Raw genomic sequence first — 15740 nt, 5'->3', positions numbered from 1 at the left:
CGCCGAGCCCGCTCGGCCCGCGGAGCCCCCGCGGCGCCTAGAACACGAGCACGAGCGACGGCCAGCTGAGCGATCCGCGAATCTGCTCGTTGCCCGCGTAGCTCGCTGTGATCAGGTGGAGTCCGCGTCCGAGGCGGGGCAGCTGCACCGTGGCCTTGCCGGCGTCGTCGGCGTCGAGCGTGACCGTGGCGATCTGCTTGAGTCCGTCGTAGATGGCGACGTCGCCCGTGGGTGCCACGCCGGTCGCCTTGACGGTAACCGTGTAGTTCACCGGCGTGTTGCCGAAGACGATGAGCCGGTCGGCCTGGCCCGATGTCGACGAGGCGAGCTTCGCCACGGTGACCGGGTCTGACGTGGCGCTGCCCGGCAGCGAGCCGTCGGCGGTCGCGGTCACCGTGACGGTGATCGCCGCCCCGGCGTCGGCCGCGGTGAGCTTGTAGGTCGACGCGGTGGCGCCCTCGATCGGCGCTCCCGCACGGTTCCACTGGTAGGCCAGGTCGACGTCGTCGACGCTCCACGTTCCGCCGCTGGCCGTGAGCGTCGACCCGACGCGCGCGTTGCCCGCGATGGTCGGCGCGGTGACGTTCTCGATCGGCGTCTCGACGACCTCGATCTCGATCGGCACCTCGATCGAGGTGCCCGTCTGCGGAACCGTCACGGTGAGCGGCAGCATGCCGGAGCTCGCGTCAGCGGGGATGGTGACGGTGACCGTCGCTCGTCCGACCTCGTCGGTGGTGTCGACGATGGTCGGGTCGATGGGTGCCGTCGCGAGCTCGACTCCGCCGCTCGAGACGACGACGTCGCCCGCGTTCGGCTCGCCGTTGCTGAACAGCAGCGACGACAGTGCGAGGGTGACCTGGTCGCCCGGCGCGTGCGGCCCGGCGGGTGTCACCGTCGCGCCCACCGCGCGCTGTGCGTAGTCGGGGCTGGCGACGGGGTTGGCCTCGAAGTAATCGACCATGCTCTGCAGGTCGATCTTGCCCGAGTCGGCCCGGTTGGTGCCCAGCGCGAAGGTGGCGAAGTTGTCGCCGCCCGACGCGAGGAACGAGTTCACCGTGACGGTGAAGCTGTCACCGGCCTCGACGAGTTCGCCGTTCACGTAGATCGCGTCGATGTGGTCGCCGGCGGGCGCCGCCGGGTCGTAGGTGTACTCGAGCGACTCCGACACCCCGAGCTTCAGGAAGGGGCGTCCGGCTCCCGCCGGCTGCCACTGCTCCTCCAGCACCGCCTTGAGCTGTGCTGCGGTGAGGTCGAGCGTCACGAGCGTGTTGGCGAAGGGCTGCACGCCCGCCGCCTCCTTGTAGGTGACGTTGCCGTCGGGGTCGCTCGCGCCCGTGGACGAGTAGTCGAGGTCGGCGCGGAGTCCGCCGGGGTTCATCAGCGCGATGTCTGCTCCGGCATCCGCCGTCGCCCACAGCTGCACGTCGGCGACGAAGTTTCCGAGCGGCGACTCACCGCCGCGGTTCTCTGAGAACGTCGCCGCGGACTGCTTCGCCCGGTTGAAGTCGGCCGTGATCTCGCCGACCGAGACCGCGCCCTTCACGTTCGCCACGGCGACCGCGTCGGCGACGATCTGCGCCACCTCCGGGTCGGGCGTGTACGCGCCGGCGAGCGGCAGGATCTCGGCGGTGAGGCTGATGATCGCGCCGGTGACGGGGTCGACCGAGAGGTCCATGTGGCTGAACTTCTCGCCGTACTGGCCCGAGGAGAGCACCGGCCGCAACGTGTTGGTGCCGGGGATCGGAATCTCGTGGTCGTAGGCGAGGTGCGTGTGACCGGAGACGATCGCGTCGATGTTGGCGTTGGAGCCGGTGACGATGCGCCCGAAGGCGGAGTCGTCGGTCGCGCTGGCGATGTTCGTCGTCGCCGCGCCCTCGTGCACGAGGAGCACGATCACGTCGGCCTCGCCGTTGGCCGCGTCGCCGTCGCTGAGCTCGTCGGCGACCCGGTTGACCTCGGGCACGACCTCGCGCACCTCGAGGCTGGCGATGCCGGCCGGGCTGACCAGGCTGGGCAGCTCCTCGGTCATGGCGCCGACGAAGCCGACGGTGACGTCGCCGAACTCCTGCAGGTAGTACTCGTCGTAGGCGGGCTCGCCCGTGGCTCGGTCGTAGATGTTGGCCGAGAGGTAGTCCCAGTCGGCGAGCGGCAGGATGCGGTCGTCGACATCGTCACGCCCCTGGTCGAACTCGTGGTTCCCGAAGGCGCTCGCGTCGAGCCCCATCGCGTTCAGGGCGTCGATCGTCGGTTCGTCGTTCTGGATGAACGAGGTGAAGGTGGATGCGCCGATCAGGTCGCCGGCGCCCACGAACACGGTGTTCGGGTTGGCGGCGCGGTAGGAGTCGACCATGCCTGCGAGCACCGCGGCGCCCGCGATGGGCGGGGCGGCCTCGAGCCGGCCGTGGAAGTCGTTGATCGAGAGGATGTCGATGTCGACGGGGGCGGGCGCCGAGTCGAGGCCGACCACTATGGGGTCGTGGTCGCTCGAGCGGTAGGGGGTTCCCGGCTCTGCGGCGCCGAACTCGTAGCCGCGGTCGCCCCACTCGGGCGAGTTGATGTTCCAGACGTCGACACCGGTGACGGATGCCGCGAGCTCGGGTGTCGCGAAGGCGTGGTCGAGCGATCCCAGCTCGCCGTCGAAGGTGTAGGTGTACTCGGTCGGGTCTTTCGCCGGCACGAGGTCGACGAGGCCGGCCGCGGTGAGCACCTGGGCGGGGTCTTCCTGGGCGTAGGCGTTGAAGTCGCCGACGAGCAGCACGTTCTCGCCCTTGGCGGGATCGGCCTTCACGCCGTTCACGAAGGTGACGAGTTTGGTCGCCTGCTCGACGCGTTCGGCGTTGAAGAACCCCTGGAGGTCGGCGGGCTCGGGGGCGGTGTTGCCGCTCGGCGGACTCTTCGACTTGAAATGGTTGGCGACGAGAGTCACGACCTTGCCGGTGCCGACCGTCTCGAAGGTCTGGGCGATCGGCTCGCGGGCGATGTCCCACACGGTCTCGTCGGTGTCGGCGAAGCTGTCGCCGACGGGCGTCACGGCGGCGGGCTTGTAGATGATCGCGTTGGTGATGAAGTCGGTCGTGGCCGCGTCGAGCAGGGCCGGCGGCGTGGGCACGAACGCCCAGGTGCCGGGTGCGCTGGCCGCGTTGAGCGCGGCGACCAGGTTGTCGAGCGCCTCGTCGGGCGCCTCGCCCAGCTTGACGGAGTTCTCGATCTCCATCAGTCCGACCATGTCGGCGTCGAGGGCGTTGATGGCCGCGACGATCTTCGACTGCTGCACGGCGAACGCCGCCGCGTTGTCGGCGCCGCGGGCGTCGCCGCCGAAGGTGGTGAAGTAATTGAAGACGTTGAACGAGGCGGCGGTGACGTCGCCGCCGACCGCGGCGGGGGCCGCGGTGCGGGGGTTGAGCGACTCCCAGGTCGGCTCGTAGGCGGCGTACTCGGCAGGCGAGGCGTCGCTGAGCGGGCGCTGCGGCTGCAGGCGCCAGTCGTCGAAGCCCCAGCCGAGGATCATTCCGGCCGCGGGTGCGACGAAGCGGTCGCCGTTGCGCACGACCGTGGCGGCGTCGAAGTACGGCTGCCCGCCCGGGTGGGCGGCGTTGGAGGTCTGAACGCTGTAGCCGTCGTCGACGAGCAGGCGGTTGGCGCGGTTCGCGGCGGCGATGGCCTGGGCGTCGGGGCCGGCGTCGGTGGTCTCGGTCGCCTTCACGGCGAGGTCTCCGACGTTGAGCCAGAGGCTGCCGAAGTTGAACAGCTGGTGGCTCGAGCTGAGACGCGCGGACTCAGGGCTCACGAGCATGCCCTCGAACGCCTCGCGCGCGGCGCCGGTGACGGAGTTGGGCAAAACCGTGGGGGCGGGCACGCCGACCGCGGTCACGAGCTCGTAGGCGGCGTCGGTGGTCGCCGAGATCTGGGTCTGGCCGTTGAACTCGCTCACCGTGCCGGTGACCGTGACGAGGTCGCCGATCGCGACGGCGGGGTTGGCGTTGGCGGCGAAGACGAAGACGGCGTCGGAGCGTCCGGGCGTGGCATCCGTCGCCCCTCCCGATCCGGCGGTCTGCAGGTAGAAGCCGCGGTAGCCGCTAGCGGTGGCGGCGCGGTAGTCGCCGGTGACGACTCCCTCGACGGTGACGACGGCGCCGGCGACGGGCGTGGCCGCGCCGTCGCCCTGCACGTCGGCGATGGTCGTGGTCGGGACGGCGGCGAGCGCGGCCGACGGGGTGAGGGCCGAGAGGCCGAGGGCGAGGGCTGCCGCGGTGGTGATGGCCACCGCGTTTCGCGCTGCGGCGCGGAGGCGGTTCGGGGCGTGGGGCGTCGGCGTCGTCATAGCGGGAGTTGCTCCTTGAATGGCAGAACTTCACTGTTGCGCCCCGAACGGGGGTCAATTCGTAGCCTATTCACAGGCACAGACATCTGTCGAGGATTCGCCGCGGTTGTAACTCACCGGTAACCATCGATTCACCCGCTAGCGTGTTCGGATGCTCACGGTGCTCATCGGTCTCACCAGCGCGCTCGTGTACGGGGCCGCCGACTTTCTCGGCGGCACGGCGTCGCGGCGCATCAGCCCGGTGCGCGTGACCGCCGTCGCAGCGCTCGCCGGGCTCGCCGTCATGCTGCTCGCCGTCGCGACCGTGCCAGCCTTCTCCGGCTACTGGTCGGGCGACGTGATCGTGCTGGGCGCCCTCAGCGGCGTCACCGGCGCGGTCGCCATCGGTCTGCTCTACGCGTGTCTCGCGATCGGGCCGATGAGCATCCTCTCCCCGCTTACGGCCGTCGTCTCCGCGGTCGTGCCGCTGTCGATCGGGCTGTTCGCCGGCGAACGGCTGCAGACGATCGGGTACGTCGCGCTCGGACTCGCGCTCGTCGCCGTCGTGCTCGTGGGCTTCGTGCCCGAGGAGGGCGCCGTGCGCCCGAGCCTGCGCGGCCTCCTCATGGCGATCGGCTCGGGCGTCTCGATCGGCGTCTTCCTCGTGATCATCGATCAGACGCCGGATGACTCGGGGCTGGTGCCCCTCGTCGTGAACCGGGCGGTCACGGCCGCGATCATGTTCTCGGCCGTCGGGCTCCTCGCGCTGCTCGCGCTGCTGACGATCTCACGCCGGCGCGCGGCACCCAGCACGGTCGCTGAGCCCGTCGAAGCGCCCGCCGAAGCGCCGGCCCACACCTGGCTCCCCGGCCTGCGTCTCGCCATCGCCTGCGGCATCGTCGACGCGGTGGCCAACGCGGGCCTGCTGCTCGGCGTGCGCATCGGCGAGCTCTCGATCATGGCGGTGCTGACGGCGCTGTACCCGGCGGGCACGATCATCCTCGCCGCCGTGGTGCTCAAGGAGCGCATCGCGCCCGTGCAGATCGCCGGACTCGTTCTGGCCGTCGCCGCGGGGGCGATGCTCGCGCTCGCTTGACACATCATCCACCTCCCGTACGCTGCAGGTCGCGCAGCGCCGCGCTCTTCGACTCCAGGAGGGGCGCCTGCTCGGGGTCGGCACTGCGCGGCGGGATGAGCGAGAACACTGCGCCCTCGCGCACGATCTCCCAGCCGTTGTTGTGTGCAGCAGCATGTGGTGATGTCGGCAGAGGAGGATTCCGTCGGCGATGTCGGTCTTGCCGTGGTCACGCTTCCACTGTCGGGTGTGATGCGCGTCCAGGAAGGCGGACGGTCACAGGCAGGCCACCTGCAGCCGCCGTCTCGGGCGGCCAGGGCGATGCGCTGTCGCTTCGTGAACAGGCGCTGCTCGCGCCCCACGTTGAGAGGCTGGTCTGTGAGAAAGTCGATGGCGACCGTCGAGGTCGAGCAGACGGCGCGCTGCACCGTGCTCAGCGAGACCGGGATGTCGACGCCCTCGATGCGTCCGTGGCCGCCGCCGGACTCGAGCGCCTCCGCGTCCACGAGAACCTTCACCGCCGGCACCCCTGACCCGATGATCGCCCGGGTGTCAGAGTCGTCGATGAGCGTCGCCGAACGCAGCAGGTGGATCAGCCCGTCGTGCACATACTGCTCGGTGCTGCGCTCGTCGGCCTCGACCCCGGCCGCCCATGCCCTGTCCGGCTCCGAGACGAAGCGGGGACCTCCCCGGCGCGGCGAGGTCATCGTGTCGTAGAGGCTGTCGAGAAAGGCGGTGGATTCGAGGTCGGCGTCGATGATGCAACGGTTGAGCCCGTTCGGCCGCTTCGACCGCCGCACGGATCGCGCCTCGTAGATCGCCCGCTCCCGGTCGACGATGCCCGCCTCGTCGAGGTCGTCGCGTAGCTCGCGGGCGCGCTTGAACAGCGCGTCGGCGTCGAGGCCGAAAGACAGCAACTCGGCGACCGCCGCAGCGAGCTGCGCCGAGGTCACCCCTTCTGCCGGCGCACCCATCCCCGATCGGATCGCTCGCGCCGCCTCGATCGACAGTGCACCGGAAGCGACGGCCGCACCGACCGGCGCCATCCATGCCTCGCCGTCGTCGGGACCCGGCGCGGCCACGGCGCGCATCATGCCTCCCACATTCACGAGCCCTGTGGCCTCGCGGGCCGTCGACCCGGTCTCGTGCTGCACGAGCTTCGCCGGAGTGCGGAACCCCGAGCGCTGCGCCAGCCCCGAATACCCCAGCTCTGGCCGCGACCGGTGCGCGATCTCTGCGGCGACCGCGGCGGCGCTGGCGTCGATCGCCCGGCGTGCGGACGCGAGTGTTCTCTGGGCCGCGAGCAACTCGTCGTCTTCGAGTGACGCAAAGGCCGAGGCATCCGTCGGCAAGGCGCCTGCACAGACCGAACCCAGCACCGGGTCGAACGAGTCTGCGATGAATGTCATGCATCCATCGTGCCAAGTTAGAACGTATTTATGGTCTCTGCGACTCGACTTGAGGATGACTCGCCGACGACGACGGCTGGGGAGGAGAGGCCGATCGCCGGAACGAGAACCACTTGTGTCCGACGTAGCTGATCAGCGTGGTGATCACCAGCGCGATCGCCTGCGCGGCGAGGGGATGCAGACCGGCGACCTCCACCAGCAGGGGGAGCACCGCGGTGTTGACCGCGAGCGAGATCACGTAGACACCCACGAATCGCGCGAAGTCGACGACGACGTTTCCGGTCACACGGAAGGTGAAACGGCGGTGCAGCACAAACGCGATGCTGATGGCGACGGCATACGACAGGTAGAGGCTGACCAGGTAGCCGGCGAAGAGCAGGAAGAGGGCGTAGAACCCGTAGCCCACCAGGGTGTTGACGCCGCCGACGAGCAGAAACCGCACCTGCTCGCGGGCGAGAAGCGCACGGATACTCACGCGGTCAAGCATAGGTGTGCCGTTAGCCGCCACACTCGAGCGCCTCGTCGAGCACGGTCGTCGGGTTCACCATCGGAGTGACGAGCGCTTCGAGAGCCCGGGATCCGGGCGAAGCGGCCACGATGTCGAAACTGGCCGTGGTGACACCGCCCGGCGGGATGGTGACGACGATTCTGCTGACCGGGTAGGTCGTGTCGTGCAGAGCATCCATCCCTATGGCCGTCCCGTCGACCGCGCGCGCGACGATCGTCGAACCCGGGGGAGCGTACAGCATGACGATCATCCGCTGGAAGCCGATGCGGACGCCCTCCATGACGGAGTTGCCGACGATCGCGGGCGCCAGCGTGCTCGCGGCCACCGGGTCGATGCCGTTCTGGAGGTCGACGGTGACGCGGTAGCTCTCGCGTCCGTCGGCCCGACAGTTGTTCTTCGCCAGGTGGACTGTCTGCTTCAGATAGAAGTTGAGCTTCGCGCCGACGTGGTCCTGGAAGTAGACGCCCACACGGTCGGTCGAGGCGTCGCTGACCGGAAACTCGCCGTGCAGGCCGAACTCGGCTAGTTGCGCCTGCTCGTCGGGGTGAGCGCTCCAGTAGAGCAGGCGGTGCTCCTGCCAGCCCAGTTTCAGCGCCTCGAGGAGCGCTCCCGGGTCGATCAGATCCGACGTGAGCCGGGTGAACATCGCGCTGACGGCCTCTCCGTAGACCGCGTCCTGCGCGACGTTGTTCGCCACCAGGTCGGCCGAGCTGTAGCGCTGGTAGACCTCGTTGAGCAGGAGCGGCACGAGACTCTCGCGGGTGAGCACGTCACCGGTCGACAGGGTGATCGGCTCGGTAGCCCCCACGACGTACGACAGCGCCACCGGGTCGATGGAGACCACGCCGTCGATCCAGTAGCCGAAGTGGCGAAACCAGATCTCCCGGGTGATCTCGCTCGCGGCCGCGAAGCTTGGCCGAAGCGTCGTGTCGGCGATCGAGGTGCCGTAGCTGCCCCCGTGCACCTCTCGTGCGCCGTCTGGCATCGCCACCACCGGCTCGTCGTACTTTCCGAAGTCCACTGCCGCGGCGGCCGTCGACTCGAGGTCGATCTTTCCGCCGTCGACCTTCAACACGGCGAATGAGAGCGCGGCGCCGCCCAGTGCCCGCGACTCTGCCGGGTTCTGAAACATGACCACGTATGTGCGCGGAGCATCAGACCCGAGCATGGCCGGCAACAACGGAACCGTGGAGTCGAGCCGCAACAGCAGCGGCGTGATGTCGGTCAGCAGTTCTGCGATTCGGGCGCGTGCTGCCGCCAGCTGTTCGATGGTGCCCGACGTGTCGATCGCCTCGACTGCCTTGAGCGCGTCGGCTGCGCCCTCGCTCGCCTCCGCGACCGCCGGTCCGGCTGCGATGAGCGGTCCGAGGTCGATCACCCCCGCGGTGGGGGCGAGGGTCTCCGGGTTGATGCCCTCTGCGGCTTCGAGCAGCGGCGAGACGACCCGGTCGATGACGCTGCCGGTCAGCGCGGCGAGCTCGCGAAAGGCGGCGAGATTCACACCGGCGACCGGGATGATCTCGCCGACCCGCCAGACCGGATCGCTCGTCAGTTCGATCGCCTTGTCCGTGTGGTCGGCGATCTCCTCCAGCGTCGCCTCGGCGCCGTATACGTCGAACGCCAGCCCCTGCGCCTCGAGCTCGCTCATCAGCGCCTGAGCCGCTTCCAGTTCGGCCTTCGCCTGCAGCGCGCGAACCGCGATCCATGCACCGAACGCCGCGACGACGAGCACCACCCCGACGATTCCCCAGACCACCCACCGGTTTCTCGCGCGCGTGCTCGCACGCTTCAACTCCGTCGACCGGTCATTGTCGGACATTTCGTCATCCAAGCACAGCAGACCGGACCCGATTTGGGTCTTGTTTTGTTAGGAAATCGCGGATGCCACGAGCCTGCGACTTCGACGCGCGCCGCTCACGGCGCGGAGTTCTAGCGCCGCTGCTCGGCCGCGCGCCGGTCGAGCTCGACCAGAGAGTCGCGGTGTGACACGATCAGCCGCAGCGTCACCGACGCGGCGGCCCCGATGAGGAACCCGGTGGTGTTCGACACGAGATCGCGCACTTCGGGGTAGCGGCTGGGAAGGAAGGCCGCCTGCGAGAGTTCGATCAGGCCGGAGAAGGCCGTGCCCAGAAGCAGCAGGGTCCACCAGGCTTTGCGAGGAATAAGCAATGCCGAAAAGACGCCGAGGGGAACGAACATCAGGATGTTGCCGAAGAACTCGATATCGAGAAACTGGATGCTCGTTATGCCGCGCAGTTCGAGCTCGTACAGGAATCGGTCGACGATGCGGCCGACCAGGCCCGTGCCCGGCATCTGCGGTGTGAGCGTGATGAGGAGTACGAAGACGACGTAGATCGCAAGCGCCGCCGAAACGAGTCTGCGACGAAAACGGGAAGCTCTCATTAGCCGACGGGCACGGTGGCGCAGTCAAGGGGCAGCGAATCGACAACGGTGGGGTTCACCATCGGGGTAATCGCGGCTTCCAGGGCCTTCGCGCCCGGTGCGGCCGCCACGACATCGTAGGAGACCGTGGACGTTCCGCCAGCGGGGATCGTGACCTTCATGTAGCGCACCGGATACGCGCCGTCGTGCTTGACTTCGACCCCCTGCGGCTTGCCATTCAGTCCGGCGCCGATGACCTCGGAACCGGGCGGGGCGTAGATCATCACGACCATTCGCTGGTCGCCCTTTTTCACCTTCTGAACCTTGTACTGGCCGAGGATCGATGGCGAGAGAGTGGAGACGGCTGCGGGATCGATCGCGTTGGTCAGTTCCACGGTGACGCGGTAGTTCGGTCGCCCGTCTGGTCGGCACGTCGCCTGCTGCAGGTGGACTTTCTGCTGAAGATAGAAGTTCATCTTCGCCCCGACGTTGTCTTGGAAATAGACACCGATTCGGTCGGTCGTGGCGTCGCTGACCGGCAGCTCTCCGGTCAACCCGGCCGCGGCCAGCTGCGCCGTCTCGTTTTCGCGCGCGCTGTAGATGAGGATGCGGCGTTCGCTGGTGCCCTGCATGATCGCGGCGATGAGAGCCTGCGGATCCAGCGGACCCGACGTGAGCCGCGAGAACGTCGCTGCGACCGCCTCCCCATAGACCAGGTCCTGCGCGGCGTTGTCTTTGAGAACCTTCCCTGAGTTGTACCGCTGGTACACAGTGTTAAGCAGAAGCGGCACAAGGGTGTCCGGGCCAAGAACGTCGCCAGTCGACAGGGTGATGGGATCTGTGGCTCGGAGCACATAGCTCAGCGCCACAGGATCGATCGACACGATGCCGTCGACGTTATATCCGAACTCGCGCAACCACATCTCTTGCGTGATCCGAGCGGTGTCAGGAAAACTGGGGCGCACCGTGACGTTGGCAATGAAAATCCCGTAGTCCGAACCGTAGAGTTCTTCGACGCCGTCGGGCGGGGCGACGACGGACTCGCCCCATGCTGTGAAGTTCTGGAGCCCAGCGGGGATGGTCTCCTGAAGCTCGATACGTCCCTGATCCATCTTCATGACCGCGAACGACAGGGCGGTGCCGCCGAGGGCTCGAGCCTCCGCCGGGTTCTGGAACATAATCACGTAGGTGCGGGGCGCCTCAGAACCGAGAGCCGGGGCAAGGAGCGGGACCACTTGGTTGAGCAAGGCTAGGGGCTCTTCGAGCTGTGCAAGAAGACCTGTGATCTGCGTCTGAGCCGCAGCAATCTGGTCGACCGTGCCTTCTGTCTCGATGGCTGCCGCCGCGGCAGATACGCTCGCGAGCCCTTCGTTCGCCTCGGCGATTGCCGGAACGGCCGCGATCAGTGGTGCGAGATCGAGGGCGCCGTCTTTCGGAGTCAGCGACGCGGGGTCGAGCTGTCCAGCGACACTCATCAGGGGATCGACGACCTCGGTGATCACCGAGTCCGTCACCTCAGCGAGCTCCCGCACGGCGCGCAAGTTCGGACCCGCTACGGGAACCCACTCGATTGCCTTCCAAAAAGGGTCGTTTGCGAGTTCGGCCGCCTTCGCGGTGTGACCAGCAACCGAATCGTAGGTCTTCATCGCTCCGTCCATGTCGAAGGCCAGAGCTTGCGCTTTGAGCTCGGTGATCTCACTTTGAGCGGACTCCAACTCGTCTTTGGCTTCCAGCGCGCGGGTGCCGACCCAGGCCGCGTAGGCGGCCAGCGCCGCGAGAACCAGAATGACGCCTACGATGAGCCAGAACCACCAGCGGGTGTAGAACCGCTTCCGGGGTCCCCGAAATGTTTTGCGACGTCGGGACGGAGTGTGGTCAGACATTCGGCCATTCAACCACACGAGTCCTGCTCAATCCCTGAGACGAAGCCGACGTCCCCGCGCCCCTTTCTTTCCGGTCGGGCGTAGTCAGCAGCGTTTGGCACCAACCGCAGGTCCGGGGGCGAGGCCTCAGACAGCCTGTCGGCCGTCGAAGGCAGTTTCGATGATGACCTTCGTTGCGTGCTCTACGGAGAGCTTCTCGGTGTACAGGGCCCGCGCGGAACGAGATATGTCCTGGAGGGTCCCATCGCGCTTCGCATTCACCAAGCGGGAGATGGAGTCCTGAAGGGCGCCGACGTCACCGGCGGAACTGGAAAAACCTGCCCCAGCGTCTTCCACAATTTGGCCGGCATCGGATGAGTCCTCGATGCTCACGACAACGGGAACACCGTAGGCACAGAATTCGGAAATTTTGGCTGAGAATGTGGGGATGGTGACGTTCGGGATCGTGATCGCGATGCCGGCATCGGCATCAGTGAGCAACGCGCGGTAGTCGCTACGAGGCAGTCTGCCTAAAAAGCGCACCGACTTGAGCCCCAACTCCGCCGCGGATCGTTCGAATGCTTCTCGCTTCGGACCGTCGCCCACGACCGTCGTTACGAGATCGGGATGCTCCCTCTCTAGCTGGACCAGTGCGGCGAAAAGGACCTCGAGTCCTCGGCCCTCGATCATCTGTCCCGCCCAGAGCAGGTTGAACTCCGCGCTGGTCCGTCGGTAGCGCTGGACCTCGAGCTGGTCGAACCCCGCTTGATCGAGGTTCGACCAAGGAGCGGCTATGGATATTCGCGCGTTGATCCCTGGGTGGTACCTTCGCAAAAAGTCGACGTTCCTGGGGGTCATGACGACAATGGCGTCGGCGCCAATCAGCGCATTGCGTTCCAAGTACTTTAAGAGCCCCGCCGGCACCCATCGCGCAATTCGCCCGATCTCGATGTGCTGAATAGGAAAAAAGTCCCAGAGCACCATGGCCGATCGTTTCGTCCCCCCGCTCGCGCGCAGTCGACGGGGGAAGTACCAGGTGAACATCCCAACCGACGTGTAGACGACGAGGTCGAATTCCTGCTTCGAAGCCCAACTGAAACCAGCGGTATGAAGGCGCCACAGCGTCGTCGCATGGTTAACCAACCTCCCGACAGCTCCTGACCGCTTGCGCTGCGGACCCGCGCTGAAGAGGTTCACTCCGGGCGAAATCTCGCCCTGAAACCCCTTAGCCCAAGGATTCTTCGTATCGATCGCAAGAACCGACACGTGATGGCCCGCGCGTGCAAACTCGTCTACAAGGTCGTCCATCAGCCAAGGCGAGTTCCTTGGTCCTGAATAATCAGCAGTGACAACTAGAACGTTCATTCGTGCGGATTCCTGATGATTCACGGAGTCGAGCCCTTCACCGTTAGATAGCTAGTAATCGACTGGCGCCGTTGGAGGATTATGGCGCCAGTCAAGACGGTGAGCGCTGTCACGACCAACGTCGCGATGCCGGCTCCGACTGCACCTGATGTGCTGGAAAGCCAGCCACCCACGGAAATCCAAAGGAGACCAGCGACCACGTTCAGCACCAATAAGGGTCGCTCGAGGTCGCAAAGTATCATGAGCGACCCGATCTGCCCGCCCAGGACTGTGAGCATGGATGCAATCACAAGAAGCACGAGAACGCCAGACGCGGGCGCGAACGGCGCGCCGAACAGAACCTGAATTGTCCACGCGGGGAAGACGATAAGAAAAAGCGCTGGCACGGCCACTAAGGCGCTCGAAATCAGAACCGCTCTTCTCAGGTATCTGTTCAGGCCCGCAATGTCACCGCGGGTGAACAAGACGGCAATCTGCGGTGTCATAAACGACACCTGAACGGTCGTGACGAAGGTGATCATCACGGCGACGCGCTGCGCGACCGTGAAGAACGCAACCTCGCTCTCGGAGCTGACCACGCCGAGAACAAGAATCGGAGCCCACGTGATCGCGTAGATCAGGAGCGCACTGCCCATCATCGAGCCCAAGCGGACGAAGTTGACGCGCCAGAACGAGGTTCGCGGCGCAGTTGGCAGTCCAGCCGAACCGCCCCGCTTGCGAATCGTCGAGATCATCAACGGAAGCGACCACGCCGCGGCCGCCCACGAGGCCGCGGTCAAGAGCCAGAGCGCCGACGACAAGTTCGCCAACCCCGCTGCCCACAGTCCCGCTTGGGCGAGGGTGATAACGGCGGGAACTGTGCCGAGCTCGGCAAACGTCCCTGCAGCAATTTTCCCGTTTCCTCGCAGCGCCGACCCGCTGAGCACAGAGAGACTCAAGGGGAAGACCGCCGAAGCGACGATCCAACCCAAACCAGAGAACTCCTTGAGGTTGACGCTTCCGCCGAGCACCGCCGTGAGAACGAACCCAACGACTACGAAGGCAACACTGCTCGCGACCAAGACGATCAGCACCATAGACCAAATGTCTCGCAGGAGCCCCGTTGGTCCATTCGCCGAAATTCTGAGCACGAGATTGTCGGTCCCGAACCGGCCGAATGCGGCCGCAACGTTGAGCACTGAATAGGCCAAGAAGAACAGTCCGGTGTCGGCCACTCCGAGTGAGCGAGAGAGAACGAGCGCCATCAAGAAGGAGACCGCAACGGCCGCGACTCTGACTACTATCACGTCGAGTGAGCTCGACTTGAGTCGAGCCAGACCTGCACGCGCGGCGTTGTTGAACACGGCTAAACCCTACCTAAGCTCTGCGACCGAGAAATGCGCCCGGCGCACGGCTTGAGTCTGGTATCCGCGTTCACGGCCCGAACCAGCCGCCAGAGTCGGCGGATACTCGGGGCTCTCCGCCCTCATCGAACTCGGAATGAGCGGTGCTACGATGTTGGCTGGTGAAGCACGAGCATATTTGCTCATTTTTCTCTGTACTGGGGGCAAGTTTCTTGAAGGCACATGGCCTCGACCCAGAAGTCGCGGAATCCGCTACGGAGCGATTCTCAAGCGCGGTCTGGCTGCCAAGCCTTGTTCTCTATTTCGCCATCACCATTCTGAAGTCCAGCCCACTGGGCTTTCTAGCGCACGACACACTCTGGAACGTTCTTCAGTTCGGCCCCATATTGGTCACGTCGGCGATGCTTCTCTTTCCGCTGGGTTGGCGGTCGACCACACGGCGTCAGAAACTGATCGTGTGGGCCGCCGCGGGTTTCGTGGTCAGCGTCTCGATCAGTCTCGTCGGCTCGATTCACCTACCGACATCAGCGGCTCAGTTTCTCATTCTCATCCTGATGCTGGGATTCGTGCTGCTCACGTTCGCCAGGAGGTGGAACGGCCGGCTACGGATCGAGCGCGATCTTCTTTCAGTCTTTGCGTTGATTAGCGTCAACCAACTGATTGGCGTAGCCGGGGCCGCATTCGGCGCTCATTGGGCGATTGGCGACTTCTACCGCTTCACTGGCACGACAAACAACGCCAACTTTGCCGGAATGCTGTCCGCCATCGGTTTAGCGATCGGTGTGCCGCTATTCGTGAGGGCCGACCTGCGTGCGCGGATTGTGATTGGGGTTGCGGGGGCAGTCCTGCTGCTCTCGCTCCTCCTCAGCGGATCTCGCGGGTCCATGGTTGCCGTCGGAGTCGGAGTTCTCCTTTTCTTGACGACCCAGCGCTATTGGCGAACGCTGCTCTCGGTCTCGATAGGGCTGGTAGTGGGCGCTGCTGGCTTGTTCATCCTTGTTCCGGGCGTGCTCAATCGGGTCAGCGAAGGCGACCTCACGTCAGGTCGCGTGGGCCTGTACGCGACCGTCCTCAACCATTGGCTCGAACATCCGGTCGCCGGAATCGGGTTTAGGACGACACAGACGATCGATGGAACTTCGGGTTTGGAAGCACACAACATATTCCTCTCGGTCCTGCTCGAAACCGGGGCGCTGGGCCTAATCGGATTCCTATTCCTTCTCGGATCGATCTTCTACGTCGGGCGTGCAAACCCTCTGGCCGGAGCGGCAGTCACAGTAGTCGTCATGGAGTTGACCGAATCGTCCCTCTTCGGGTGGGGCGCACCCACCGCTCTGTTCTCTTGGATTGTGCTACTCGCCTATGCCAAGCTGGGCCAATTTTCCGCGGAACCTCCAATCCGCCCGCTTACCCTTCGGCGAGTTGCTCCCGAGGTCGCCGTCTAGCAGCCGCGCGGGCCCTAGATCGACGTGATGCGACAAAGAAAAGCCACACGT

General features: G+C 66.0%; 9 protein-coding genes and 1 pseudogene. 2 read left to right on the top strand and 8 right to left on the bottom strand.

The features are described from left to right. Positions 1-37: 37 nt before the first annotated feature. A complete protein-coding gene (locus ABIE21_RS17460) occupies positions 38-4321 on the bottom strand; it encodes an ExeM/NucH family extracellular endonuclease (protein ID WP_354026126.1) in 4284 nt (1427 codons plus the stop codon). A 151-nt stretch (positions 4322-4472) separates the two neighbouring features. Here ABIE21_RS17460 and ABIE21_RS17455 point away from each other — a divergent pair, with 151 nt between their 5' ends. Then, entirely contained in the window at positions 4473-5396 is a 924-nt protein-coding gene (locus ABIE21_RS17455) for an EamA family transporter (RefSeq protein ID WP_354026125.1), read from the top strand. Positions 5397-5737: 341 nt separating this feature from the next. On the opposite strand, the pseudogene ABIE21_RS17450 reads toward ABIE21_RS17455, so the two are convergent. From ABIE21_RS17450 to ABIE21_RS17420, 7 genes and pseudogenes are all read right to left on the bottom strand, one after another. Further along, positions 5738-6784, bottom strand: a pseudogene (locus ABIE21_RS17450) (hypothetical protein); the annotation flags it as partial. Between the two features lie 28 nt (positions 6785-6812). After that, entirely contained in the window at positions 6813-7259 is a 447-nt protein-coding gene (locus tag ABIE21_RS17445; protein WP_354026124.1) for a GtrA family protein, read from the bottom strand. 22 nt (positions 7260-7281) lie between these two features. Continuing rightward, entirely contained in the window at positions 7282-9111 is a 1830-nt protein-coding gene (locus ABIE21_RS17440) for a DUF4012 domain-containing protein (RefSeq protein ID WP_354026123.1), read from the bottom strand. Positions 9112-9221: 110 nt separating this feature from the next. Then, complete coding sequence (locus ABIE21_RS17435) at positions 9222-9695, bottom strand: VanZ family protein (RefSeq protein WP_354026122.1); 474 nt, start codon at positions 9693-9695, stop codon at positions 9222-9224. Then, entirely contained in the window at positions 9695-11557 is a 1863-nt protein-coding gene (locus ABIE21_RS17430) for a DUF4012 domain-containing protein (RefSeq protein ID WP_354026121.1), read from the bottom strand. The genes ABIE21_RS17435 and ABIE21_RS17430 overlap by 1 nt, the downstream gene beginning before the upstream one ends. Before the next feature lie 126 nt (positions 11558-11683). Further along, entirely contained in the window at positions 11684-12844 is a 1161-nt protein-coding gene (locus ABIE21_RS17425) for a glycosyltransferase family 4 protein (protein WP_354026120.1), read from the bottom strand. Positions 12845-12921: 77 nt separating this feature from the next. Continuing rightward, entirely contained in the window at positions 12922-14244 is a 1323-nt protein-coding gene (locus tag ABIE21_RS17420; protein WP_354026119.1) for a lipopolysaccharide biosynthesis protein, read from the bottom strand. Positions 14245-14405: 161 nt separating this feature from the next. Between ABIE21_RS17420 and ABIE21_RS17415 the strand changes: the two genes are divergently transcribed. Further along, on the top strand, positions 14406-15689 hold the full coding sequence (locus tag ABIE21_RS17415; protein ID WP_354026118.1) for an O-antigen ligase family protein: 1284 nt from the start codon (positions 14406-14408) through the stop codon (positions 15687-15689). Positions 15690-15740: the final 51 nt, after the last annotated feature.

The sequence above is a fragment of the Conyzicola nivalis genome (assembly GCF_040548875.1).
GTDB lineage: Bacteria > Actinomycetota > Actinomycetes > Actinomycetales > Microbacteriaceae > Conyzicola > Conyzicola nivalis_A.
The sequence above is the reverse complement of the archived record's forward strand: the minus strand, read 5'-3'. Positions and strand labels throughout refer to the sequence as shown.

Excerpts from the sequence above, each read along its gene's own strand:
- ABIE21_RS17455 (WP_354026125.1), top strand. The coding sequence starts at position 4,473 with ATGCTCACGGTGCTCATCGGTCTCACCAGCGCGCTCGTGTACGGGGCC.
- ABIE21_RS17425 (WP_354026120.1), bottom strand. The coding sequence starts at position 12,844 with ATGGACGACCTTGTAGACGAGTTTGCACGCGCGGGCCATCACGTGTCG.
- ABIE21_RS17435 (WP_354026122.1), bottom strand. The coding sequence starts at position 9,695 with ATGAGAGCTTCCCGTTTTCGTCGCAGACTCGTTTCGGCGGCGCTTGCG.
- ABIE21_RS17460 (WP_354026126.1), bottom strand. The coding sequence starts at position 4,321 with ATGACGACGCCGACGCCCCACGCCCCGAACCGCCTCCGCGCCGCAGCG.
- ABIE21_RS17430 (WP_354026121.1), bottom strand. The coding sequence starts at position 11,557 with ATGTCTGACCACACTCCGTCCCGACGTCGCAAAACATTTCGGGGACCC.
- ABIE21_RS17440 (WP_354026123.1), bottom strand. The coding sequence starts at position 9,111 with ATGTCCGACAATGACCGGTCGACGGAGTTGAAGCGTGCGAGCACGCGC.